Raw genomic sequence first — 22,880 nt, 5'->3', positions numbered from 1 at the left:
GCCCTACTTCAGGAGGCGGGACAGGCGGCGGTCGGCCAACGGCTTGCCGCCTGTCTGGCACGTGGGGCAGTACTGGAGGGCCGAGTCGGCGAACGACACCTCGCGGATCGTGTCACCGCAGACCGGGCATTTCTGGCCCTTGCGGCCGTGCACGCGCAGACCGGTCTTCTTCTCACCCTTGAGGTCCTGCGCCTCCAGGCCGCGCGACCGCTCCACCGCGTCGCGGAGCGTCGTGACGATCGCCTCGTGCAGGGTCGCGACGTCGTCCTCGGTCAGCGTCGCCGCGATCTTGAACGGCGACATCTTCGCCACGTGCAGGACCTCGTCGGAGTAGGCGTTGCCGATGCCGGCGACGACGCTCTGGTCGCGCAGAAGGCCCTTGATCTGGGTGCGCTTGCCCGAGACGATCTCGCCGAGCCGCTCGGCGGTGAACGACGCGTCCAGCGGATCGGGGCCGAGCGACGCCACGCCCGGCACCTCGTCCGGGTCGCGGACGACGTACACCGCGAGGCCCTTCTTCGTCCCGGCCTCGGTGAGGTCGAAGCCGGAGCCGTCGTCCAGGTGGACGCGGAGCGCCAGCGGGTTCTTCCCGCCGGGCCTGGCGGGCTTGACCGGCATCTCGTCGCGCCACCGGAGCCAGCCGGCGCGGGCCAGGTGGATCACCAGGTGGATGCCGTCGACGTCCAGGTCGAGGAACTTGCCGTGCCGCGCGGCACCGGTGACGGTCAGGCCGCCCAGCGCGGTCACCGGCGGGTCGTAGGTCTTCAACGCGGAGATCGCGAGGACGTCGACGCGCGCCACGGCATGGCCGACGACGCGCTCCCGCAGGAACCCCGCCAGCGCCTCCACCTCGGGCAACTCAGGCATACGACCTCCACCCGCCGAACGGACCAATCCCAAGGTAAACGCTCCAACGACGTCCCGCGCCCCGCCCCCCGGCCCGCGCCGACCGGGCCGTCCACATCACGGTCACGGGGCTTCCGGCCAAGAGCAAGGTCACGGTGAGCGCCGAGGCGGACGACTACCGCGGGCAGCACTGGCGGGGGCGGGCCGTCTTCAAGGCCGACGGGCACGGCGTCGTCGACCTCGACCACGCCCGCCCGACCTCGGGCACGTACCGCAGGGTCGACGGGATGGGGCTGTTCTGGTCGATGACCCCGCCGACCGGCGATCCCGAGGAGGCGAGTTTCTCCACGGGTCGCCTCTCCGAGCGGACGTCCTACCCGGTCGAGATCAGCGCCGCGGTCCATGGGCGCCGCGTGGCGCATCGCACGCTCGTCCGCCAATGGGAGGCCGCGGGCGTCACCCACAAGATCTTCACCGTCGCGGACGACAAGGTCTCCGCCGAGCTGTTCTCCCCGCCCTCCAAGCAACGCAGGCCGGCGGTGCTCCTGGTGGGCGGGTCCGAAGGCGGCTACGGCCCGGTCTACGAAGGCGCACTCCTGGCGTCGCACGGCTTTCCGGCTCTCAGCCTCGCCTACTTCGACGCGCCGGACCTGCCCGCGACCCTGCATGACATCCCGCTGGAGTACTTCGCCCGCGCCGCCCGGCTGCTGGCCGCCCAGCAGCACCCGGGCCTGGTCCGCGGCGCCGTCGTCTACTCGCCTTCGGCCACGGTCAATCCGGGGTTCCCCGACCAGCGGGACAACGCCTGGACCGACCACGGCCGGCCCGTCCCCACCGGCACGACGATCCCGCTGGACCACGTGAGCGGGCCGGTTCTGGCGATCGCCGGAGCGAAGGACGGGATCTGGCCGTCCGCGGACTCCGCTCGCCTGATCATGACCGAACTCAGCCGGAGCCGTTTCCCTCACCAGGCGTTGATCTTTCCTGGCGCGGGTCACGGGGTCGGTACGTTCCCGTATCTGGCCGAAGGAACGCGGACACGCCATCCGGTCACCGGTACCGTCAGCGATTCCGGTGGCGGCCGCGAGGGTGACGCGCTGGCTCAGGAGCAGGGGTGGCCCAAGGTGCTGGCCTTTCTCGGGGGGCTCGGGCGCTCGTCCTAAGGGGACCGGTGGGGCGTGTCCAAGGCTGTCCACAGGGGTATGGAAGGCTGTGGAAAACCTTGTGCATGACGGCGCGTCCGGCGTGCGGCGGGGGCGTTGCGGGGTGAATACCTCCGCGAATATCGACAAATCGCCGGGAGGCGGCCCCGGTCAGGGGTGTGGATAACTCTGCGCGACGGGGTGTGACCCGGATCTCGAAATAACCCCTAGGGGGTACGGGTTGTGCGGGGTGTTCGGTTGTGGCAGCATGAGGCCCGCGAGATACCCCCCAGGGGTACTGGACAGAGGGAGCAGCGAGATGAGCACCGCCACCTACACCGTCACCGGGATGACCTGCGGCCACTGCGTCGCCTCCGTGACCGAGGAGGTCGGGCAGGTCGCCGGCGTGACCGCCGTGGACGTCGACCTCCAGACCGGCCGCGTGACCGTGACCAGCGAGGCCCCCGTCGACGACGCCCTGATCAAGGGCGCCGTCGAGGAGGCGGGATACGCCCTGCGGGCCTGAGGCCTGCCGCCCTGGGAACAGGGCCGAGACGAGTGGAGTGAAGGACGATGAACACCGCGACCAAGCTGGGCGCCTACGTGGTGGGGCTGGCCGCCGTCTTCGGCGGCGCCGCCGGGATCGGGACGGCGGCCGGGCCCGTCGGGAAGGCCGACGAGGGCGGGCACGGCTCGCACGGCGGCCACGGCGGCACGACCGCGGGCCCGGTGCTCCCCGGCGGGCTGCAGGTCAGCCAGGACGGCTTCACCCTGCACCCGCGCACGACCGACGTGCGGCCGGGCGTGCCGACCGACTTCCGGTTCACCATCGACGGCCCGGACGGCAAGCCCGTCACCAGGTTCACGCCGCTGCACGGCAAGCGGCTGCACCTGATCATCGCGCGCCGGGACCTGTCCGGCTTCCAGCACCTGCACCCGACCGAGATCGGCGGCGGCGTGTGGGAGGTCGCGGTCGTCCTGCCGAAGGCCGGCGCGTACCGGTTCTTCACCGACGTCCGGCCGGAGGGCGCGAAGGAGGCGCTGACGCTGGGCGTCGACGTGGCCGCCGCGGGCGACTACCGGCCCGTTCCGCTGCCGCGGCCCGAGCAGGTCGCGAAGGTGGACGGCTACGAGGTGAAGCTCGCGGGCGCCCTGACGCCGGGCAAGGCGAGCGAGTTGACGCTGTCGGTGAGCAAGGACGGCCGGCCGGTCACGGACCTGGAGCCGTACCTGGAGGCGTACGGGCACCTGGTCGCGCTGCGCCAGGGCGACCTCGCCTACCTGCACGTCCATCCGGACGGCGAGCCGGGCGACGGCAGGACCGAGCCGGGGCCGGACGTCACCTTCTACGCGGAAGTGCCCAGCTCCGGCGTGTACCGGCTGTATCTGGACTTCCAGCACGGGGGCAAGGTCCGCACGGCAGAGTTCACCGTGACGGCCGGGCCGTCGGCCACGGTGCCCGACCAGGGCGAGGGCGCCGGAGGCCACGGCGAGCACACGCACTGACATCCCCTACGGTCGAAAGCGAAGGAGGAGCGATGACCACCGGCGCCGTGCCAGAGGCGGAAACCGGGCGGATCGAGCTGACGATCGGCGGGATGACGTGCGCTTCGTGCGCCAACCGCATCGAGCGCAAGCTGAACAAGCTCGACGGAGTGACCGCCACCGTCAACTACGCCACCGAGAAGGCCAGGGTCGAGTTCCCCGCGGGGGTGTCCCCGGAGGAGCTGGTCGCCACGGTCGAGCAGGCCGGCTACACCGCCGAGCTGCCCGCCCCGCCCAAGAGCGAGAGTGAGGGCGAGGCGGGCGGAGAGCCCGACGACGGGCTGCGGACGCTGCGGCAGCGGCTGGTCATGTCGGTCGTGCTGGCGATCCCGGTGATCGCGATGGCGATGATCCTGGCACTCCAGTTCGACAACTGGCAGTGGCTGTCGCTGACGCTGGCCTCGCCCGTCGTGGTGTACGCGGGCTGGCCGTTCCACAAGGCCGCGTGGACGAACCTGCGGCACGGCGCCGCGACGATGGACACGCTGGTGTCGGTCGGCACGCTCGCCGCGTTCGGCTGGTCGCTGTGGGCGCTGTTCTTCGGCACCGCAGGGGAGACGGGCCTCAAGCACGGGTTCGAGTTCTCGATGACCCGTTCGGACGGGTCGATGAACATCTACCTTGAGGCCGCGTCCGGCGTCATCGCGTTCATCCTCGCCGGCCGCTACTTCGAGGCGCGCTCCAAGCGCCGCGCGGGGGCCGCGCTCCGGGCGCTGCTGGAGCTGGGCGCCAAGGAGGTCTCGGTCGTCCGGGACGGGCGCGAAGAACGCATCCCGGTCGAGAAGCTGGCGGTGGACGACGTGTTCGTCGTCCGTCCCGGCGAGAAGATCGCGACGGACGGCGTGGTGACCGAGGGGTCGTCGGCGGTGGACGCCTCGCTGCTGACCGGCGAGTCGGTGCCGGTGGAGGTCGCGCCGGGCGACGCGGTGGTCGGCGCGACGGTGAACGCGGGCGGGCGGCTGCTGGTCCGCGCGACCCGGGTCGGCGCCGACACCCAGCTGGCGCAGATGGCGCGGCTGGTGGAGGACGCGCAGACCGGCAAGGCGCAGGTGCAGCGGCTCGCCGACCGGATCTCCGGGATCTTCGTCCCGGTGGTGATCGCGCTGGCCGTCGCGACGCTGGGCTTCTGGGTCGGCACCGGCTCGGGCCTGGCCGGGGCGTTCACCGCCGCGGTCGCAGTGCTGATCATCGCCTGCCCGTGCGCCCTGGGCCTGGCCACCCCGACCGCGCTGATGGTCGGGACGGGGCGCGGCGCGCAGCTCGGCATCCTGATCAAGGGCCCGGAGGTGCTGGAGTCGACCCGCGCGATCGACACGGTCGTGCTGGACAAGACCGGCACCGTCACCACCGGCCGGATGGCGCTGGTGGACGTCCACACCGCCGACGGTGTGGACGAGGCGGAGGTGCTGCGGCTGGCGGGCGCACTGGAGAACGCCTCCGAGCACCCGATCGCGCAGGCCATCGCCAAGGGCGCGGCCGAGCGCGTCGGGACCCTCGGCACCGTGGAGGACTTCGCGAACGTCGAGGGCCTCGGCGTCCAGGGGATCGTCGACGGCCGCGGCGTCCTGGTCGGCCGGCCGCAACTGCTGGCCGAGTGGTCGCAGCACCTGACCGCCGGCCTGGAGCGGGCCATGGCGGAGGCGCAGGCGCAGGGCCGCACCGCCGTCGCGGTCGGCTGGGACGGCGAGGCCCGCGCGGTGATCACCGTCGCGGACCAGGTGAAGCCGACCTCGGCGGAGGCGATCGAGCAGCTGCGGGCGCTCGGGCTGCGGCCCGTCCTGCTCACCGGCGACAGCGAGACCGTGGCCCGCACCGTCGCCGACGCGGTCGGGATCGAGCAGGTCGTCGCCGAGGTCCTGCCGCAGGACAAGGTGGAGGTCGTCAAGCGCCTCCAGTCCGAGGGGCGGACGGTCGCGATGGTCGGCGACGGCGTGAACGACGCGGCCGCGCTCGCCCAGGCCGACCTCGGCCTGGCGATGGGCACCGGCACGGACGTGGCGATCGAGGCGTCCGACCTGACCCTGGTGCGCGGCGACCTGCGGGCCGCGGCGGACGCGATCCGGCTGTCGCGGCGGACGCTGCGCACCATCAAGGGCAACCTGTTCTGGGCGTTCGCCTACAACGTGGCGGCGCTGCCGCTGGCGGCGTCCGGGCTGCTCAACCCGATGATCGCGGGCGGCGCGATGGCGTTCTCGTCGGTCTTCGTGGTCAGCAACAGCCTGCGGCTCCGCCGGTTCAAGGCGCTGAACGGCGACTCCGCGCCGGCGCCGGCGGCCGCGGCCCCGGCCCGTCCGGAGGTCCCGGCCACCCGCTGACGCCGAAGCGGACGCGCGGCCCCACGCCGGGGCCGCGCGTTCGTTGTTTCATGTGAAACTTCCTGGGGCTAGAGGGGGACGTCCCAGAAGGCCAGCTCGTGGCGCATGCCGTCGAGGAACAGGCGTTCCGCGCGGTCGGGGTCGGCTCCCGACTCGTCGATCATCTGGGCGATGCGGCGGGTCAGCTCGGCGAAGCCGGGGTCGGCGTAGGTGTCGACCCAGCGGCGGTAGCGCGGCTCGGCCGGCGGGTCCTCGGCGAGGCGGACGCCCAGCGTCGAATACCCCCACATGCACGGGTACAGGGCTGCGAGCCCGTCGGCGTAGTCGGCGGCGCTGTCCAGCAGGAACGCGGTGTAGGCGGCGCAGGCCGGACCCTTGTCGGCGCCGTCCAGGTCGGCGCCGAACTCGGCCGACAGCGACCGGTGCAGTTCCAGTTCGTCGTGGTAGGTCGCGTGGGCGAGGTCGACAAGGTCGCCGAGGTGCGCGGACGGGGCCTGCCAGGCCAGGCGCGAGAACACCCGGACGTAGTCGTGCAGGAACAGGTAGTCCTGTTCGAGCCAGGAGCGGAAGACGGCCTCGTCCAGGTCCCCGTTCGCGATGCCGAGGACGGTCGGGTGCTTCAGCTGCTCCTCGACCAGCGGACGGCCGAGCTCCTCCAGATGCGCCGCGAGACTCATGCCGGCAAGTCTGGCATCACCCAAGTCTGGCATCACCCCGGAAACGACCACGCCCCGCCGGACTGTGAGGCCCGGCGGGGCCGTGGTCAAGCACCGGTGTGTGGGTCGCCTCTCGGCGAAAGGCTCAACACGGCTCCAGCCGGACGGTATTCCGTGAAGGCAATAGGTGAGGCCCGGGGACACCAGGCACACCGGCTGTTATGTGTAACCGATGGGGCCCCCGGGATTGTTCCCGGCCCCGTCATCGGAATCCGAACCGATCAGCGGGGCGAGGCCGGCTGCGGCGCGGGAGGGACGTCGGAGAACGTGCCGGTGCGGCGGATCGTGTGCCACCCGAGCCGCGAGCCGAGCAGCGCCGTGACCACCGACTGGACGACGACCAGGTACATGAGCTGCCGGTACGCGAACTGCTGGAGCGGCAGCGTCCACAGCGGGCGGATGCGTTCGCCGTCCAGCCACAGCGCGTAGGCGCCCGCGGCGACCTGCGCCGCGACGAACCCGGCCCAGAGCAGGATCGGCCCCAGCGGGTTCAGGAAGACGATCCCGAACAGGGCGAACAGGTCGACGGCGGGCGCGAACAGGGGCAGCAGCACCTGGAACACCGCCAGGTAGGTGAGGCAGCGGCGGCCGAACCTGCCGGACGCGCCGCGCTCCACCAGGGACCGGCGGTGCTTCCACATCGCCTGCATGGTGCCGTAGCACCAGCGGTACCGCTGCCGCCACAGCTGCCGCAGTGACGACGGCGCCTCCGTCCAGGCGAGCGCCTTCTCCTCATAGACGACGCGGTGCCCGGACCGGCAGACCGCCATGGTGAGGTCGGTGTCCTCGGCGAGCGTGTCGGCCGGCACGCCTCCGATCCGCGCCAGCACCGGCCCGCGGAACGCGCCGATCGCGCCCGGGACGGTCGGCATGCACCGCAGCACGTCGAACATCCGGCGGTCGAGGTTGAAGCCGATCACGTACTCGATGTGCTGCCAGCGGCCGAGGATCCCGCCCCGGTTGGCGACCTTGGTGTTGCCGCTCACCGCGCCGACGCGCGGGTCGGCGAAGGGCGCGACGAGATGCCGGAGGGCGTCGCGCTGGAACACGGTGTCGCCGTCCACCAGCACGAGGATCTCGCCGCGCGCCATCGCGGCGCCCGCGTTCAGGGCGCTGGGCTTGCCGCCGTTGGGCTTGCGCAGCAGCCGCACGCCCGGCAGCGCGAGCGACTCGACGATCGCGGAGGTGCGGTCCGTGGAGCCGTCGTCGACCACGATCACCTCGAACGCGCCGGGATAGTCGGTGTCGACCAGCGACCGGACCGTCGCGGCGATCCCGGCCTCCTCGTTGTAGGCCGGGACGATGACCGAAACGTCCGGGCAACGTTCCGGCGGCGCCGGGCGGGACGGCCCCCGGACGCGCCGGACGTGCACATGCGCGAACACCAGCAGCATCACGAGCCGCAGCACGTACAGCGCCCCGGCCAGGCCGAACAGCGCGCCGAGCCACCCGGTGAGCGCGGACGCGGCCCGCTGCGCGGCGACGAGCGTCCAGCCGACCGCCTTCTCCCGGCGCGGCACGGCGATGTCGGCGGCGGGCATCCGCAGCGCCTGCGAGAGCGTGGTGAAGCGGTAGCCGCGGGGCTGGAGCCGGTCGATGATCCGCTCGACCGCCGCGACCGTCTGCGCCCGGTCGCCGCCCGCGTCGTGCAGCATGACGACGGCGCCCTCGTTCGGCCGCCCGGCCGCGAGCGCCGTCTGGACGATCTTCGCGGTGCCGGGCCGGGTCCAGTCCTCGGTGTCGCGGTCGGTCAGCACGACGACGTACCCGTCCTCGCCCGCCCGGCGGGCCGCGCGCCACTCCGGGATGGTCAGGCCGTCCGGGACCGAGGAGTACGGCATCCGCATCAGCCGCGTGTGCACTCCGGCCGCGCCCGCCAGCGCCCGCTGCGTCAGGTCCAGTTCCAGGCGGGCGCGCCAGGCCGGGGCCGTGGCCAGGTCGACGTGCGTGTAGGTGTGCGAGCCGATCTCGTTGCCCTCGCGCAGGACGCGGCGGGTCAGCCCCGGGTTCTCGGCCACGTGCGCGCCCACGGCGAAGAACGTGGCGTGCGCGCCGTGGCGGCGCAGCACGTCGAGGATCCGCGGCGTCCACGTCGGGTCGGGGCCGTCGTCGAAGGTCAGCGCGATGGTCCTGGCGGGCATCCGCAGCGAGCGCGGCGTCCCGCCCGCCATGTTGATCACGGGGCCGCCGGACGTGGCGGCCCGCGGCGCCGGGACGGGATGCGCCGGATCCTTGCGCGGCGCCTCGCCGACCGCGCCGTGCGCGTAGCCGTCCAGCAGCAGGAGCACGCTCAGCGCCAGGCCGCCGAGCAGCAGCAGGAGCCAGTGGCCCCGCGGTTCGCCTCGCCGCACCGTCAGCCGGACTTCTTCTTCCGCCCCCACGCGGGCGGCGACGCATGGGAGTTGCCCGGACGGCTCGCGGACGCGGTCGCCGTGGGCTTGGCGCTCGGCGCGGACGGCGCGGGCGCCGTCGTGGCCCCCCGCCTGGACGTCGCGGACGGCGCCCCGGCACCCGAGGGAGCGGCCTCGGGACGCTGCCCCGGCTTCGCGCCCTGACGGCCGCCCGCCGAGCCGCCCTTCGCGGCGCGCGCGGCGGTCGACGGGTGGCCGCCCACGCGCGGGTGCGCGGACGGTCCGTCCCACGGCGTCATCGGAACGGCCGCGCCGGTCGCCGCGCCGACGCCGAGCGCGCCGAGGAACACCACGAGCACCGCGCCCGCCGCCAGGCCGATCCGCCGGGCCAGCCTGCGGCGCCGCCCGGTCGCGTCCACGAACACCGGAGCCCCGCTCTGGCCTGCGGAAACGCCGGACTCGTCGGCCGGTACGGCCCGGTGGGCGGGTACATCGCGGATCATGGCGTCCATCGCTTCGCACTAGGGGACGAACGGCGCGCACGCGCGGCGGCGGCGCGGCCGTTCGAAACGGTCAGCGCCGAGCACCGCGTCCATGTCACACCGAACGGGAAATGCCTGCACAATGACGCGGGTGACGGGAGTGCGGCAGAGGGGCGCGGACGGCGGGGACGACCTCGACCGTGCCCTCCGGGCGGCCCAGGGGGGCGACGAGGAGGCCTTCCGCGTGCTCTACCGCGACGTCCAGCCCCGGCTGATCCGCTTCGCCGGCGCGCTCGTCGGCGCCGACGCCGAGGACGTCACCTCCGAGGCGTGGCTGCAGATCGCCCGCGACCTGCCCGGCTTCCGCGGCGACATCGACGGGTTCCGCGGCTGGACCGCCACGATCACCCGGCACCGCGCCCTGGACCATCTGCGCCGCCGCGCCCGCCGCCCGGCCGCCGACGCGCCCGCCGAGGAGCTGCTGACGCTCGCCGGGCCGTCCGACACCGAGGCGCTCGCGCTGGACGGCATCGCCACCGAGGACGCGCTGCGGCTGATCGCCGGGCTGCCGCGCGACCAGGCCGAGGCGGTGCTGCTGCGGGTGGTGATGGGCCTGGACGCCAAGGCCGCGGGCAAGGTGCTCGGCAAGCGCCCCGGCGCGATCCGCACCGCCGCCCACCGCGGCCTGCGCCGGCTGACCGAACGGCTCGCCGCGCCCTCCGAGGCTTCCGAGGCTTCCGAGGCGGCGGCCGCGGGCTCCCGCGAGGCGGCCGCGGACTCCGCCGGGGCGGCCGCCGGGACCGCTCCAGCGCCGCAGGCGGGCACGCTGCCGGGTGCCGGGAGTGACAAAAGCGGCGGTACGGGCGCTGAAGGGGTGAGATGAGCGACCACCAGCGAGCCCGACGGCTCGACCAGCGCACCGCCGAGCGGCTGCTCGACGGGGCTCCGGCGAGCCCCGCGCACGGCGGCACCGAGGCCGGTTCCGCCGACGGCCACGAGGCGCTGCGGGCGCTGCTGTCGGCCGCCGCCGCGCCGCCGCGTCCCGGCGAGCTGGCCGGCGAGGACGCCGCGGCCGCCGCCTTCCGCGCCGCCCGGACGCGGCCCGCGCCGCGCGCGTCCCGCTGGGCCGCCCTGCCCCGCTACGCGACGGTCAAGGTCGCCGTGGTCGCCGTGACGCTGGCGGCGTTCGGCGGCGTAGCGGTCGCGGCCGGCACCGGGTACCTGCCCGGGCAGTCCCCCGAGCCCTCGCCGTCCCCGCACCGCACGCCGGCCACGTCCTGGCACCACGGCGACGGGGTGTCGCCGTCGCCTTCCACGCCCTCGCGCGCGACCCCGGCGCAGCGTCCCCGGCCCAGCACGTCACCGAAGGGCAAGCCGGAGCACGGCAAGACGGCCGCCCCCGGGCAGACCAAGAGCAGGACTCCGAAGGCCAAGAAGACCCCGAAGGCCAAGAAGACCCCGAACCCCGGCAAGCGCAAGGGCGCCGGGAACGGCAACGGGCAGGGCAACAACGGCGACAACGGCAAGGGGAACGGGTCCGGCCACCGACCGCCCGCGATCGAGCATCCCGAGCCGCACGTCCCCGCCCCTCGTTCCCGCCCTGGATCCTGATGCCGAACGCGGCGCCGCCGACCCCGGCGGCCGGTGTCAGTCGTGGCGGAGGGCGCCCTCGCCGGCGACCGACCGGTAGTAGCAGGTCGGGCGCGCCTTGCCCGACGCGTCCTTGGTGTGGCAGGCGCCGCCGGTCGTCCGGTTCACCAGGTAGAGCAGGGAGTTCTGCTCGCAGTTGACGCGGACGTCGACCAGTTCCAGGACGTCGCCGGACGAGGCGCCCTTGCGCCACAGCTCGTTGCGCGACGTCGACCACAGCACCGCGATCCGCTCGTCGAGCGTCGCCTTGAGCGCCTGCTCGTTGGCGTAGCCGATGAACAGGACGTCCTTGGACGCGGCGTCCTGCAGCACCACCGGGACGACCTCCGATCCGGTCGCCGCGACGGCGCGGAGCTTGCCGAAGTCCAGGTCGAGCCGCGTTCCCTCTTCGAGTTCGTTCACCCCGTGCTCCTCCCTGCGCCGGTACGCCGACGGCAACTCGCGGTCACCGTGCGCGTCGATGTCGGCACGCATCGTCGCACGTCCGCCGGATGCATCTGCGGAAACGGCGAATGCGCGGGGCCCGGCTTGTCACCGGAGGCGATTGTGCGGCCGGATCCGCGGACCCATGCTGGCCGGAGCACTCACGAAAGGGAGTGATCCGATGACACGGGGTATGACGGTCCGGACCCGCGGTCCCATGAGGCTCCTCGGCACGACCACCCTGCCGGGGGTCGCCCGCTCCGCCCCGCAGGCGCGGGCGTTCGTGCTCCGCGTCGCCCCGCACATCGACGCCGAGGCCCTCGCCGACATCGCCCTGTGCGTGGACGAGCTGGTCGCCAACGCCTGCGAGCACACCGCGTCCGGCCTGGGCGGGAAGGTGACGGTCATCGTCAGCGCCGCCGACGGGGTGCTGCGCGTGACCGTCCTCGACGACGGCGGCACCGCCGTGGCCCCGCGCGTGCGCGTCGACCCGTGCGACGAGGACGGCCGCGGCCTGCGGCTGGTCGACGCCCTGTCCACGGCGTGGGGTTCGCACCGGGCGCTCGGCGGCACGGCGGTATGGGCGGAGTTCCGCGTCCCCACCGGCCTCCGCACCGCCTGCAGCCACCCCTGCCCGCTCTGACCCGCCCGGCGCCGCACAGGGTCGTCGATGCGGCGGTGAGCATCGCGTCGCGGCTGGGAGCCTCGTGAAACGGTCCCGGGGAGCCGACGTTCGCGGTGGCCGTCGTCCGGCCGGGCCGGGCGGGGTGACCGGTGGGGAGGCCAGTCGGGTGACAGATGCCCGGCCGGTCGGTCCGTTCCTAGCGTCAACGGCATGGAAACCACACCTCTTCGCGTCGCGGTCATCACCGGCAGCACCCGGGAGGGGCGCTTCGCCCCGACCGTGGCGGCCTGGTTCGCCGAGCAGGCCGGGCAGCGCGACGACATGGTCATCGATCTGGTCGACGCGGCGGACGCTCCGCCGCCCAGCCGGCTCGGCGCGCCCACGCCCGACGGCTTCGACGAGATCACCCGCAAGCTCCAGGACGCCGACGCGTTCGTCGTCATCGCCTGCGAGTACAACCACAGCTTCCCCGGCACGCTCAAGAACCTGATCGACAGCCACTTCTTCGAGTGGCGCGCCAAGCCGGTCGCGTTCGTCTCCTACGGCGGGGTGTCGGGCGGGCTGCGGTCCGTCGAGCACCTGCGCGGCGTCTTCGCCGAACTGCACGCGGTCACGATGCGCGACTCCGTCAGCTTCCACGCCCCGTGGAACTGGTTCGGCGAGGACGGCCGGCCCACCGACCCGGACGGCGCCGGCGCGGCGGCAAAGGGCATGCTCGACCAGCTCGCCTGGTGGGGGCACGCGCTGCGCGACGCCCGGGCCGCGCGCCCGTACGGGGCCTGACATGACGACGACGGCGCAGGCCCCGCCGGCGGCGGGACCGGCGGCGCGGCCGAGGGCGATCGTGCTGGTGCTGGTCCTCGGCTCGATCATGATCGCGCTCGACCAGACCGTGGTGAACGTCGCGGTGAACCGGCTGTCGGCCGACTTCGGCGCGCCGCTCGGTACCGTCCAGTGGGTCGCGACCGGCTACTCGCTGGCGCTCGGCGCGGTGATCCCGTCGGCGGCGTGGGCGATCGGGCGGTTCGGCGCGCGGCGGCTGTACCTGGCGGCGATCGCCGCGTTCGCCGCCGGGTCGGTGCTGGCCGGGCTGGCGTGGAACATCGAGTCGCTGATCGCGTTCCGCGCCGTGCAGGGGCTGAGCGGCGGCCTGGTGATGCCGGTCGGCATGACGATCCTGCTGCGCGCCGCCGGCCCGGACCGGCTCGGCCGGCTGATGAGCACCCTCGGGCTGGCGATCCTGGTCGGCCCGCTCGCCGGGCCGGTCGTCGGCGGATGGCTGATCGACGAGGTGTCGTGGCGGTGGATGTTCTTCATCAACCTGCCGATCGCGGTCGCGGTCGTGGCGCTCGCCGCGCGGACGTTCCCCCGCGACACCGCCGGCGCCCGCAGGCCCCTGGACGTCCTCGGGCTGCTGATGCTCTCGCCCGGCCTCGCCGCGCTCCTCTACGGGGTGACGGCGGGCGGCGAGCGCGGCGACTTCGGCTCGCCCCGCGTGCTGGTCCCGCTGGCCGGCGGAGCGCTGCTGATCGCCGCGTTCGTCGTGCGGGCGCTCACGGTGCGGGACCCGCTGATCGACCTGCGGCCGTTCCGCGACCGGACGTTCGCGGCGGCGACCGGGACGCTCGCGCTGTTCGCGGCCGGCTACTTCGGGACGATGCTGCTCCTCCCGCTCTACATGCAGGTCGTGCGGGGCGAGAGCGCGACGGTCGCCGGGCTGCTCGGCATCCCGTTCGCGCTCGGGTCGGGGACGGCGATGCAGGTCGCCGGGCGGATCGCGGACCGGGTCCCGCCGGGGCGGCTCGTCCCGGTGTCGATCGCGACCGCGCTGACCGGGTTCGCGCTGTTCACCGTCCAGCTGAGCGCGGACGCCTCCTACTGGGGGCTGTGCTCGGCGATGCTGCTGATGGGCGCGGGCGGCGGCGCGACGATGATGCCGACGATGACCGCGGCGACCCGCGGCATGTCGCACGAGCAGGCGCCGACGGCGAGCACCACGGTGAACCTGGTCAACACCACGTCCGGGGCGATCGGGACGGCGCTGGCGTCGGTGGTGCTGTCCGCGCTGATGAGCGGGCTGGTCCAGGGGGATCCGGACGGCGGCGCGCTCCAGGCCGTCCACCGGCTTTCGCCTCAGGCGCACGACGCAATCGCCGGCCCGTTGTCGGACGCGTTCCAGCACACCTACGCCTTCGCGCTCGCGCTCCTGGCGCTGGCCCTGGTCCCGGCGCTGTTCCTGCCGCGCCGGACCCCGGAGAAGTGACGCCGGAAACCCCGTTCCGAGATCCGGATCGGGGGTTCCGCCGTGAGGGCCCGGAGGGCGTGCCCGCCTTGCGGGGCCTCGCGTCCGTGGTGTTAGGCAGGCGGGATGTGGTGGTTCAGGCGGAACAGGTTCGCCGGGTCGTATCGCGCCTTCAGCTCGGTGAGCCGCCGGTACGTCTCCGGCTCGTACGCGGCGCGGACCTGGTCGGGCGTGGCGGCGGCGCCGAACAGGAAGTTGAGCACCCGCCCGGACGCCCGCCCCTCCAGCAGGCCGTCGAACCGGGCGTGCAGTTCGTCCACACCGGTGGCGTCCGGGCCGAGCTTGGACAGCAGGCCGACCAGGTAACCGGCCTCCCGGTTGCCGACCGCGTTCGGGACGGCCGGCGGCTTCGCCATCGCCCCGCCGAGGTGCCGGATCTCCACGATCGCCCGGTCGGGGGCGCCGGGACCGGCCAGTTCCAGCAGGTCGCGGGCCAGATCGCCGGTCACCTCGGGGACCGCGGCGTTCGACGCGCGGTACGCCATCGGGACGGGCGGCTCGTTGTGGATCAGGCCGGAGTCGGTGTACGGCATCGTGTCCACGGTGTCGATCAGCCGCGGCCCGATCGCCCGCAGCGGCGCGATGAGCCGTTCGCCCTCCGCCGCGTCCCCGACATAGGCGATCCGTACATGGGCGACATGGCGCCCGCGCAGCGGCTCCGGGAACGCCGGGACGTCGGGCACCGGCATCAGCGCGAGGGACGAGGTCAGCTCGTCGGGGACGGTTTCCGTCCACTCCCGCCAGGTGGTCGTCACCTCGGGGACGAGGTCCGCGTCGAAGTACAGGCCGCCGCCGTACAGCTCCGCGACCGGCAGCAGGCCGATCTCCAGGCCGGTCACCACCCCGAAGTTTGCGCGGCCGCCGAGCAGCGCCCAGAACAGGTCCGGGTCGCTCTCCGGCGTGACGTGCCGCAGCCGCGCGTCCGCGGTGACCACGTCGATCGACCGGACGTGGTCCGCCGCGAACCCGTACCGGCGCGACATCAGGCCGATCCCGCCGCCGAGCGTGTAGGAGACCGCGCCGACGCCGGGCGACGACCCGCTCAGCGGCGCCAGCCCGTGCGGCGCGGCGTCCGCGACGACCCGCGCCCACCGCACGCCGGCCTCGATGTACGCCGTCCGGGCGCGCGGGTCGACGCGGACGCCGGTCATCTCGCGGGTGCTGATCAGCAGCCCGCCGGCGGCGGGGAGCGGCAGCCCGTGCCCGGTGTTCTGCACGGCGACCGGCAGGCCGCGCGCGGCGGCGTGCTCGACGGCGGTGCGCACGTCCTCCGCGTCCGCGGCCACGACGATCACGTCCGGACGGTGCGGGTCGGCGGTCTGGAACCCGGTCCGCTCCGCGTCGTAGCCGTGGTCGCCGGGCTCGATCACCGCGCCCCGCACCGTCCCGAACGTGCTCATCGTGGCTCCTTCCAGGTGTTTCTCTCTCGCTCACCACCCATGCTGGTCGCCGACTTTTCATAAGTCAAAGAGATGGTTCTTCTAGGCTTGAGCAGCCACAGTTATGACTACAGCTCCTTGAGGAAGCCGGAGTCGACCACGACGTCGGCGCCCGTGGTGCTCGCCGAACGGGGCGAGGCCAGCAGCGCCACCGCGTCCGCGACCTCCTGCGGCTCGGCCATCCGGCCGGTCGTGAGGCTCATCATCTCGGCCGCGCCGCCGTTCAGCACCGCGTCGCGGTCCGAGCCGGTGCCCTGCGCGATGATGTCGGCGGCGCCGCCGTCCTTCGTCCACCAGTCCGTGCGGACCGGGCCGGGCGAGACCGTGTTCACCCGGATCCCCTGCGGGCCGAACTCCTCCGACAGGCCCTTCGCCAGGTTGTTCAGCGCCGCCTTCGCGGCGTTGTAGTCGAAGTTCATCGGCGCCGGGCGGCGCCCGTTCACCGACGAGACGTTGACGATCGCCGCCGCGTCGCTGCGCAGCAGGTGCGGGAGCGCCGCGCGGACGGCCCGCACCACGGCGATCACGTTGAACTCGTAGACGTCGCGCCAGTCGTCGTCGGTCAGCGTCCCGAACCCGAAGCGGGGCATGGCGGCGCCGGGCGGCGGCCCGCCCGCGTTGTTGACCAGGACGTCCAGCCCGCCGAACCGCTCCACGGCCTGCTCGACGGCGAGCGCGGGCGCGTCCGGGTCCATCAGGTCGGCGGCCACGTGCAGCAGGTCCGGACCGGCGAGCGCGTCGAGCTCCGGGCTCGGCTTGCGGGAGACGGCGGCCACGCGGGCGCCCTCCTCCAGCAGCGTCCGGACGACGGCCAGGCCGATGCCCTTCGACGCGCCGGTGACGACCGCCACGCGCCCGGTGAGCCGCAGATCCATGGGTTTTCCTCTCGTCGGCGCGCACGCCTCCTTCCGGCGTGCGACGCCCCATGAACCCCGCCCGGCGGGCCCCGGTTGCAGCGGCGGCTACACGCCTTCGGCGTTGCGGCGGGCGCGCAGGGCGCGGACACGTCCGCGGCTGGCGCATGCGGGCGACGGGCACCAGCGGCGGCGGTCCGCCGGGTCGGCGAACACGCCCCGGCAGTCGTCCTCCGGGCACACCTTGAGGAAGGCGCGCTCCGGGCCGGTCAGCTGGTCGACGGCCTGGCGCGCGATCCGGTCGAGCGCAGCGCCGCCGTCGGCCGGCGCTGCCCGGACGAGACGTCCGTCCACGGCCAGCTCGACCGGATCGGGGGCGCTCAGGAAGCCGGCGAGCGTCTGCACGTCGTCCTGCAACGGGGGCTCACCATCGACGGTCGCCAGCGCGATCGGACGCAGCGTCTCGCGCAACCGCCGGGCCCGTTCGAGGTCACCGGCGTCCACCGCGCGCACCGGGGCCAGTTCGCACGCCTCCAGCCACTCGGCGAACCGCCGCACGTCGGGGATCCGCTCGACCGGCCGCGCGCCGAACGCCCGGCCCTTCGTCGCCAGGAGGTTCAGCCAGGTCGCGCCGCAGTCGAGGCGGAACGCCCCCGGGTCTTCCTTCACCATGGCCCGATTGTAACGCCTCATCCGTTACGCTAATCTGTAACGCCTCAGCCGTTACAAGGAGTGCCCATGGACCTGACCGAAGCCGCCCTCGACCGCGCCGAAGGCCACCGCCTGCTGGACGTCCTCCAGGACGAGACCACCCGGCAGGCCACCTTCCCCGCCCTGGAGGACCTCGCCCCCGGCTTCGCCGACTGGATCGTCACCAGCCTGTTCGGCGGCACCTACCAGCGCGAGGGCCTGTCCCTGCGCGACCGCCAGCTGCTCAACCTCGCCGCGCTCACCGCCCTCGGCGGCGTCGACCCGCAGCTCACCGGGCACGTCCGCACCTGCCTGCGGCTCGGCATGGCGCGCGAGGAGATCATCGAGGCGTTCGTCCACCTCGCGCCCTACGTCGGCGTCCCCAAGGCGCTCGCCGGCCTGCGCGTCGCCGCCGCGGCCCTGGGCGACGCCCGATGAGGGCCCGGACGGTCCTCGGCGACGTCGACCCCGCCGACCTCGGCGTCTGCGACGCCCACGACCACCTGTTCCTGCGCACGCCCCGGCTGCCCGGCCAGGAGCTGGACGACCCGGCCCGCGCCGCCGCCCACCTGCGGACCTTCGCCGGCCTCGGCGGCCGGACGATCGCCCACTGGACCCCCTACGGCCTCGGCCGCCGCGAACGGGACCTGGCCGACCTCTCCGCCGCCGCGGGCGTCCACATCATCGCCGCCACGGGCCTGCACCAGGCGGTCCACTACGACCCGGACGTCCTCACCCGGGTCCGCCCGCGCCTCGCCGCGCTCTTCCACCGCGAGCTCACCGAGGGCCCGGCCGGCATGATCAAGGTCGCCGGCGGCTTCCACGGGCTCGACGAGCACGCCCGGCACACCCTGACCGCCGCCGCCGAGGCCTCCAACGCCACCGGCGCCCCCATCGGCGTCCACCTCGAGGAAGGGACCGCCGCCCTGGACGTCCTCGACCTGCTCTGCGCGTCCCTCGGCGTCCCGCCGGACCGCGTGATCCTCAGCCACCTCAACCGCTCGCCCGACCCCTGGGTCCACCGCCGCGCCGCCGAAGCGGGCGCCTACCTGTGCTTCGACGGCCCGTCCCGCGCCCACCACGCCACCGACTGGCGCCTCTTCGACGTCCTGGCGGCCCTCGTGGAGGCCGGCCACACCGACCGGATCCTGATGGGCGGCGACACCACGACGCCCGACGCCCCCGGCATCCCCCACCTGCTCCGCGTCCTGCGCCCCCGCGTGGCCGCCCAGCTGGGCGAGGACACCGCCACCGCGATCTTCGAGACCAACCCCGCCCGCGCCCTCACCTGGTAACCCGGCCCCTGAGCACGGCCTCCCACACCATGATTCCGGCATGGACGCCCCGGGCGCCCGGGCAGGCACCGGCCACTCGCCGCGCGCGGCGGCCCGGTGCGGGATGGGTCGGCCATAGCGTTCACCTTAGTTCATTGCAACAAGCATGCTCGTCATTGCGTTATCTAGCAGATAATTGCAATGATTTTCACGGCTCTAGCTGCACAGATGCTCGATACGTGCAACGAGCCACTTGCCGGAATCTTGAATGCAACGTAGCGTTTCCAATGTCAGAAACAAGCACGCCGCAAGGAGCGCACGATGCAGAAGTTCGACACCCCCGCCCCGATCGCCGCCGTCCTCGACGTCCCCGCCGGGCGCGTCCAGCTCATCGCGGCCGACCGTACCGACACCGCGGTCGAGGTCCGGCCCGTCAACGCCGCCAAGGGGCGCGACGTGAAGGCGGCCGAGCGGACGACGGTCGAGTTCGCCGACGGCGTCCTGCGCGTCCGGGCCGCGGCCGGCAACCAGTACTTCGGTTCCTCCGGATCGGTCGAGGTGACGGTCCAGCTGCCCGCCGGTTCGCGGGTCGAGGCGACGGCGGCCAGCGCCGAGTTCCGCGCCGTCGGACGGCTCGGCGACGTCGCCCTCGACGCCGCGCACGGCAAGATCAAGCTGGACGAGACCGCCGGCGCCCGCCTCGCCACCACCGCCGGCGACATCGAGATCGGCCGCCTGGGCGGCGCCGCGCAGATCAGCACCGCGCAGGGCGACATCCGGATCGCCCAGGCCATGGGTGGGACGGTCGTGCTGCACACCCAGGACGGCGACATCTCGGTCGACGCCGCCCCCGGCGTCTCGGCCTCTCTCGACGCCGGCACCGCGCACGGCCGCATCACCAACAGCCTCAAGAACGACGGCACCGCCGGCCTGAACATCCACGCCACGACCTCCCACGGCGACATCACCGCCCGCAGCCGCTGAAGCCCGGTGCGTCCGCGGGCCACCGCCCCGCCCCTCACCTTGAGGGACGGGGCGCGGTCGTGTTCGTCAGGGCTGGAGGTCGGTCACTCCCTTGCCGCTCTGGACGTCGAACGGCACGGAGGCCTGGTCGTGCACGATCAGCCAAACGCCGTCGATCTTCCGGAAGCAGAAGGTGCCGCGGACCCACATGCCGCTCGTCGCCGTGCCGTTCCCCAGCGTGCCGCTGAGCCGGGCGAAGCAGTGCGCGAACGCCACATCGCCGCCCACGGTGACGTCCAGGTCGCGAATCTCGTACGCCACGTCCTTGAAGAACGTGAACACGTTCGCCCAGTTCTTCATCTTCGCCGCCACCCCCACGTGCTGCAGCGGCGGCTCGACGTCGAAGGACACGACATCTGTTGCGTAGATCCGCTCCAGAGCGTCCAGGTCCTTGACGCGGATCCCTTCGGCAATCTTGTTGATCTGCTGCCTGATCTCGGCCTCGTCCGCCGTGCGTTGCGTAGGCATCACGAACCGTCCCCTTCCCTAGCGTGGAAACTCGCTACACCAGTACGACGACACAGCGCCTCGACATGTCAGGCCGTCATCGGACGTCGGCGATGCTGTGAGGCGTGCAGTACGTGTCGAGAGCACCGCGACCGCCGCTGGACGGGCTGATCGACGACCTCTACTACCTTGAGGGCGCGCCGCCTTACCCCCTGCTGACGCTGCCGCCGATGCCTTCGGCGGTGCTCATCGTCAACCTCGGGGCACCGTTCCGAATCGGCGTCGAGACGGCCGAGTACGCCGACGGATGCGTGCTCACCATGCCCACGCGCGCGATGCGGTTCGGTTACCCGCCGGGGACCCGGTCGGTCGGCGTGCACTTCAAGCCGTGGGGGCTGGCGCCGTTCCTGCCGATGCCCGCGGCCGAGCTGTGCGACGTGCCGGTGACGGTGGAGCAGGTCTGGGGCCGTCCCGCCATCGCCGAACTGCGGGACCGGCTGACCACGGCGGCCGGGCCGCACGCGATGCTGGCGCTGCTCGAGGACGAGCTGATGCGGCGGCTCCGCGAGACCACCGGCCTGGGCCTGGTCCGCCACACCGGCCGGGTCATCGCGGCGGCCGCCGGGTCGGTGGCGATCGGCGAGCTGAGCGAGACGGCCGGCGTCAGCGGCACTCACCTGGCCCAGCGGTTCAAAGAGCTCGTCGGCGTCACGCCCAAGCGACTCGCCCGCACCTACCGCTTCGCCGCCACCGTCCGGGCGATCGACCCGACCGGACCGGTCGACTGGGCCGCCCTCGCCGACCGCGCCGGCTACTACGACCAGGCCCACTTCGGCCACGAGTTCCGGGCGTTCACGGGGCTGACACCGACCCGGTACGTCGACGTCCGGCGGCGGTTCCTGCGCGAACACCCCGGCCATGCGCTCGACGTCGGGCCGCTGCCGGCCGATTGATTTCTTACAAGAGCCGGCCCCTCCAGCACGCCAGTATGGGCACTTCCCGAGCACAGGAGAGGGCCCATGGGCAAGGTGGTCATGTACGGCACGGTGTCGGTGGACGGCTTCATCGCCGACGGCAAGGACCAGGTCGGCCCGCTGTTCGAGTGGATGTCCGGCGGTGACGTCCCGTTGGACGAGACCGGGCCGGTGAAGGTGTCGCAGGCGTCCTACGACTACATCCGGCCGTACTGGGACGAGATCGCGGTGACAATCGTCGGCCGCCACGTCTTCGACATGACCGGCGGCTGGGGCGGCACGCCGCCGAGCGGCGTCGACCACATGGTCGTCGTGTCGCACCGGCCGATGCCCGACGGCTGGAACCCCGAGGCGCCCTTCCACTTCGTCGACGGCATCGAGGCCGCCATGGCGACGGCCCAGGAACTCGCGGGCGACCGCACCGTCGAGGTCGCCGCAGGCGACGTCGGCGGCCAACTCCTGGCCGCCGGGTTCGTCGACGAGGTCGCCATGGACGTCGCGCCCGTGGTGTTCGGGTCCGGCAAGCGCTACTTCGGGCCGGTCGACGCCCAGCACCTGCTGGAGGACCCGGACGTGGTGATCCAGGGCAACCGGGTCCTCCACCTGCGCTACCGAGTGCGCCGATGACCGATCCGGGGGCGGGTCAGCTGCGGCCGAGCATCTCGGCGGTGAGGACGGTGCCGCCGAGGCCCCAGCCGCCATCGGGAACCTCGTCGACGAGCACCAGGGTGGTCGCCCTGGCGCGCTCGCCGTACACGTCGGCGTAGGCATCGGTGACGGCGTCGATGAGCTTCTTCTTGGACTCGGGGGTCAGGGTGTCGGCGGGGACCTTGAGGTTGGCGAACGGCATGATGACGACCTTTCGTGTGGTGGTGATTCAGAGAGAAGCGGTCCGTCGCGCGGCGGCCATCAGATGGTCCCGCCGTTCGCCCGCACGACCTGCCCGTTGATCCAGTGCCCGGCCGGGCTCGCCAGGAAGCATGGATCCTTATCGGCGATACGCATCTCTCATATCGACGCTACGACAGTAGCACAGGCTCCGTACCACTGCTAGCGTCTGGCGGTATCATTGATCGCATGGCAGAGACGGACCCGCTTCGCGCGGCGATGATCGAGGCCGCGGAGCGGCAGCTGGCGTCGTCCTCAGACCATGAGATCGCGACGCGCGCGGTCTGCGAGGCGGTCGGCGTGAGCCAGCCCGTGCTCTACCGGCTGTTCGGCGACAAGCGCGGGCTGCTCGACGCCGTCGCCGACCACGGGTACGAGCGGTACACCGCGCTCAAGGCCGCCCAGGAGCGGACCGGCGATCCGGTCGCCGACCTGCACGCCGGCTGGGACGGCCACATGGCGTTCGCGCGGGCGAATCCGGCCCTCTACCAGCTGATGTTCACTCCGCGGCCGTGGTCGCACTCGACGGCCCGGGATCGCGTGATGGACCTGCTGGTGGAGGCGCTCACGCGGTGCGCGGCGGCGGGCGCGCTGAAGCTCGAGCCGCGAACCGCCGCGCGGCTGATCCTGTCGGCGAACATCGGGACCGCCCTGGACCACATCGCCGCACCGGCCCTGTTCGAGGACCCCGCGCCGTCCCACCGCATGCGCGACGCCGTGTTCTCGCACGTCCTGGCCACGACGGCCGTCCAGAACGACGCCGACCCGCTGCGCGCCGCCGCGCTGCGCCTGCACGCGCAACTCGATCTCACCGGAACCGATGCCCTGGAGCCGGCCGAGACCGCCCTCCTGCGGCGATGGCTCGAGCGCATCACGCAACCCGACCAATGATGC

25 protein-coding genes and 1 pseudogene are annotated in these 22,880 nt (G+C 73.3%); 16 read left to right on the top strand and 10 right to left on the bottom strand.

The window, feature by feature from the left end; genetic code table 11:
• Window positions 1-3: 3 nt before the first annotated feature.
• Entirely contained in the window at window positions 4-867 is an 864-nt protein-coding gene (locus QP089_RS21295) for an Fpg/Nei family DNA glycosylase (protein ID WP_285913474.1), read from the bottom strand.
• A 92-nt stretch (window positions 868-959) separates the two neighbouring features.
• Between QP089_RS21295 and QP089_RS21290 the strand changes: the two are divergent.
• From QP089_RS21290 to QP089_RS21270, 5 genes and pseudogenes are all read left to right on the top strand, one after another.
• Window positions 960-1,298 (top strand): annotated as a pseudogene (locus QP089_RS21290) (acyl-CoA thioesterase/BAAT N-terminal domain-containing protein); the annotation flags it as partial.
• 87 nt (window positions 1,299-1,385) lie between these two features.
• Window positions 1,386-2,009 carry an acyl-CoA thioester hydrolase/BAAT C-terminal domain-containing protein gene (locus tag QP089_RS21285; protein WP_285913659.1) on the top strand — a complete coding sequence of 208 codons (624 nt, stop codon included), beginning with the start codon at window positions 1,386-1,388 and terminating at the stop codon, window positions 2,007-2,009.
• A gap of 298 nt (window positions 2,010-2,307) precedes the next feature.
• Window positions 2,308-2,514, top strand: coding sequence for a heavy-metal-associated domain-containing protein (locus tag QP089_RS21280; protein WP_285913472.1), 207 nt, complete (start codon window positions 2,308-2,310; stop codon window positions 2,512-2,514).
• A 47-nt stretch (window positions 2,515-2,561) separates the two neighbouring features.
• A complete protein-coding gene (locus tag QP089_RS21275; protein WP_285913471.1) occupies window positions 2,562-3,494 on the top strand; it encodes a DUF8832 domain-containing protein in 933 nt (310 codons plus the stop codon).
• Window positions 3,495-3,526: 32 nt separating this feature from the next.
• Window positions 3,527-5,848, top strand: a complete 2,322-nt coding sequence (locus tag QP089_RS21270) for a heavy metal translocating P-type ATPase (RefSeq protein ID WP_285913470.1) — start codon at window positions 3,527-3,529, stop codon at window positions 5,846-5,848.
• Between the two features lie 68 nt (window positions 5,849-5,916).
• Here the strand turns inward: QP089_RS21270 and QP089_RS21265 are convergent, their stop codons facing one another.
• From QP089_RS21265 to QP089_RS21255, 3 genes are all read right to left on the bottom strand, one after another.
• Window positions 5,917-6,525, bottom strand: coding sequence for a TenA family protein (locus tag QP089_RS21265; RefSeq protein WP_285913469.1), 609 nt, complete (start codon window positions 6,523-6,525; stop codon window positions 5,917-5,919).
• 260 nt (window positions 6,526-6,785) lie between these two features.
• Complete coding sequence (locus tag QP089_RS21260) at window positions 6,786-8,915, bottom strand: bifunctional polysaccharide deacetylase/glycosyltransferase family 2 protein (RefSeq protein ID WP_285913468.1); 2,130 nt, start codon at window positions 8,913-8,915, stop codon at window positions 6,786-6,788.
• Window positions 8,916-8,917: 2 nt separating this feature from the next.
• On the bottom strand, window positions 8,918-9,427 hold the full coding sequence (locus QP089_RS21255; protein WP_285913467.1) for a hypothetical protein: 510 nt from the start codon (window positions 9,425-9,427) through the stop codon (window positions 8,918-8,920).
• A gap of 121 nt (window positions 9,428-9,548) precedes the next feature.
• Between QP089_RS21255 and QP089_RS21250 the strand changes: the two genes are divergently transcribed.
• Entirely contained in the window at window positions 9,549-10,280 is a 732-nt protein-coding gene (locus QP089_RS21250; RefSeq protein WP_285913466.1) for an RNA polymerase sigma factor, read from the top strand.
• Entirely contained in the window at window positions 10,277-11,008 is a 732-nt protein-coding gene (locus QP089_RS21245) for a hypothetical protein (RefSeq protein ID WP_285913464.1), read from the top strand. Before QP089_RS21250 ends, QP089_RS21245 begins: the two co-directional genes overlap by 4 nt.
• Before the next feature lie 36 nt (window positions 11,009-11,044).
• On the opposite strand, the gene QP089_RS21240 is transcribed toward QP089_RS21245, so the two are convergent.
• A complete protein-coding gene (locus QP089_RS21240; RefSeq protein ID WP_285913463.1) occupies window positions 11,045-11,521 on the bottom strand; it encodes a phosphoribosyl-AMP cyclohydrolase in 477 nt (158 codons plus the stop codon).
• 130 nt (window positions 11,522-11,651) lie between these two features.
• On the opposite strand from QP089_RS21240, the gene QP089_RS21235 reads away from it, so the two are divergent.
• The 3 genes from QP089_RS21235 to QP089_RS21225 all read left to right on the top strand — a co-directional run bounded on the left by QP089_RS21235 (window position 11,652) and on the right by QP089_RS21225 (window position 14,358).
• Window positions 11,652-12,113, top strand: coding sequence for an ATP-binding protein (locus tag QP089_RS21235; protein ID WP_285913462.1), 462 nt, complete (start codon window positions 11,652-11,654; stop codon window positions 12,111-12,113).
• A gap of 192 nt (window positions 12,114-12,305) precedes the next feature.
• Entirely contained in the window at window positions 12,306-12,878 is a 573-nt protein-coding gene (locus QP089_RS21230) for an NADPH-dependent FMN reductase (RefSeq protein ID WP_285913461.1), read from the top strand.
• 1 nt (window position 12,879) lies between these two features.
• Window positions 12,880-14,358 carry a DHA2 family efflux MFS transporter permease subunit gene (locus tag QP089_RS21225; protein WP_285913460.1) on the top strand — a complete coding sequence of 493 codons (1,479 nt, stop codon included), beginning with the start codon at window positions 12,880-12,882 and terminating at the stop codon, window positions 14,356-14,358.
• Between the two features lie 92 nt (window positions 14,359-14,450).
• Here the strand turns inward: QP089_RS21225 and QP089_RS21220 are convergent, their stop codons facing one another.
• The 3 genes from QP089_RS21220 to QP089_RS21210 all read right to left on the bottom strand — a co-directional run bounded on the left by QP089_RS21220 (window position 14,451) and on the right by QP089_RS21210 (window position 17,362).
• Window positions 14,451-15,797: an FAD-binding oxidoreductase gene (locus QP089_RS21220; protein ID WP_285913459.1), complete on the bottom strand. Its 1,347-nt coding sequence runs from the start codon at window positions 15,795-15,797 to the stop codon at window positions 14,451-14,453.
• A 107-nt stretch (window positions 15,798-15,904) separates the two neighbouring features.
• On the bottom strand, window positions 15,905-16,711 hold the full coding sequence (locus tag QP089_RS21215) for an SDR family NAD(P)-dependent oxidoreductase (RefSeq protein WP_285913458.1): 807 nt from the start codon (window positions 16,709-16,711) through the stop codon (window positions 15,905-15,907).
• Window positions 16,712-16,798: 87 nt separating this feature from the next.
• Complete coding sequence (locus tag QP089_RS21210; protein WP_285913457.1) at window positions 16,799-17,362, bottom strand: CGNR zinc finger domain-containing protein; 564 nt, start codon at window positions 17,360-17,362, stop codon at window positions 16,799-16,801.
• Window positions 17,363-17,428: 66 nt separating this feature from the next.
• On the opposite strand from QP089_RS21210, the gene QP089_RS21205 reads away from it, so the two are divergent.
• From QP089_RS21205 to QP089_RS21195, 3 genes are all read left to right on the top strand, one after another.
• Window positions 17,429-17,818, top strand: a complete 390-nt coding sequence (locus tag QP089_RS21205) for a carboxymuconolactone decarboxylase family protein (protein ID WP_285913456.1) — start codon at window positions 17,429-17,431, stop codon at window positions 17,816-17,818.
• Window positions 17,815-18,675: a phosphotriesterase family protein gene (locus QP089_RS21200; RefSeq protein WP_285913455.1), complete on the top strand. Its 861-nt coding sequence runs from the start codon at window positions 17,815-17,817 to the stop codon at window positions 18,673-18,675. The genes QP089_RS21205 and QP089_RS21200 overlap by 4 nt, the downstream gene beginning before the upstream one ends.
• Window positions 18,676-18,975: 300 nt before the next feature.
• A complete protein-coding gene (locus QP089_RS21195; protein WP_285913454.1) occupies window positions 18,976-19,638 on the top strand; it encodes a DUF4097 family beta strand repeat-containing protein in 663 nt (220 codons plus the stop codon).
• 66 nt (window positions 19,639-19,704) lie between these two features.
• Here QP089_RS21195 and QP089_RS21190 read toward each other — a convergent pair whose 3' ends face one another.
• Complete coding sequence (locus QP089_RS21190) at window positions 19,705-20,145, bottom strand: YybH family protein (RefSeq protein ID WP_285913453.1); 441 nt, start codon at window positions 20,143-20,145, stop codon at window positions 19,705-19,707.
• Window positions 20,146-20,249: 104 nt separating this feature from the next.
• Between QP089_RS21190 and QP089_RS21185 the strand changes: the two genes are divergently transcribed.
• Window positions 20,250-21,077, top strand: a complete 828-nt coding sequence (locus QP089_RS21185; protein WP_285913452.1) for a helix-turn-helix domain-containing protein — start codon at window positions 20,250-20,252, stop codon at window positions 21,075-21,077.
• Window positions 21,078-21,143: 66 nt separating this feature from the next.
• Complete coding sequence (locus QP089_RS21180) at window positions 21,144-21,725, top strand: dihydrofolate reductase family protein (RefSeq protein WP_285913451.1); 582 nt, start codon at window positions 21,144-21,146, stop codon at window positions 21,723-21,725.
• Window positions 21,726-21,741: 16 nt separating this feature from the next.
• Here the strand turns inward: QP089_RS21180 and QP089_RS21175 are convergent, their stop codons facing one another.
• Window positions 21,742-21,948, bottom strand: a complete 207-nt coding sequence (locus tag QP089_RS21175; protein WP_285913450.1) for a tautomerase family protein — start codon at window positions 21,946-21,948, stop codon at window positions 21,742-21,744.
• A gap of 227 nt (window positions 21,949-22,175) precedes the next feature.
• Between QP089_RS21175 and QP089_RS21170 the strand changes: the two genes are divergently transcribed.
• Window positions 22,176-22,877 (top strand): TetR/AcrR family transcriptional regulator, encoded by a 702-nt coding sequence (locus tag QP089_RS21170; protein ID WP_285913449.1) that lies wholly within the window; start codon window positions 22,176-22,178, stop codon window positions 22,875-22,877.
• Window positions 22,878-22,880 lie beyond the last annotated feature (3 nt).

The sequence above is a fragment of the Actinomadura opuntiae genome, assembly GCF_030283205.1.
GTDB lineage: Bacteria > Actinomycetota > Actinomycetes > Streptosporangiales > Streptosporangiaceae > Spirillospora.
The sequence above is the reverse complement of the archived record's forward strand: the minus strand, read 5'-3'. Positions and strand labels throughout refer to the sequence as shown.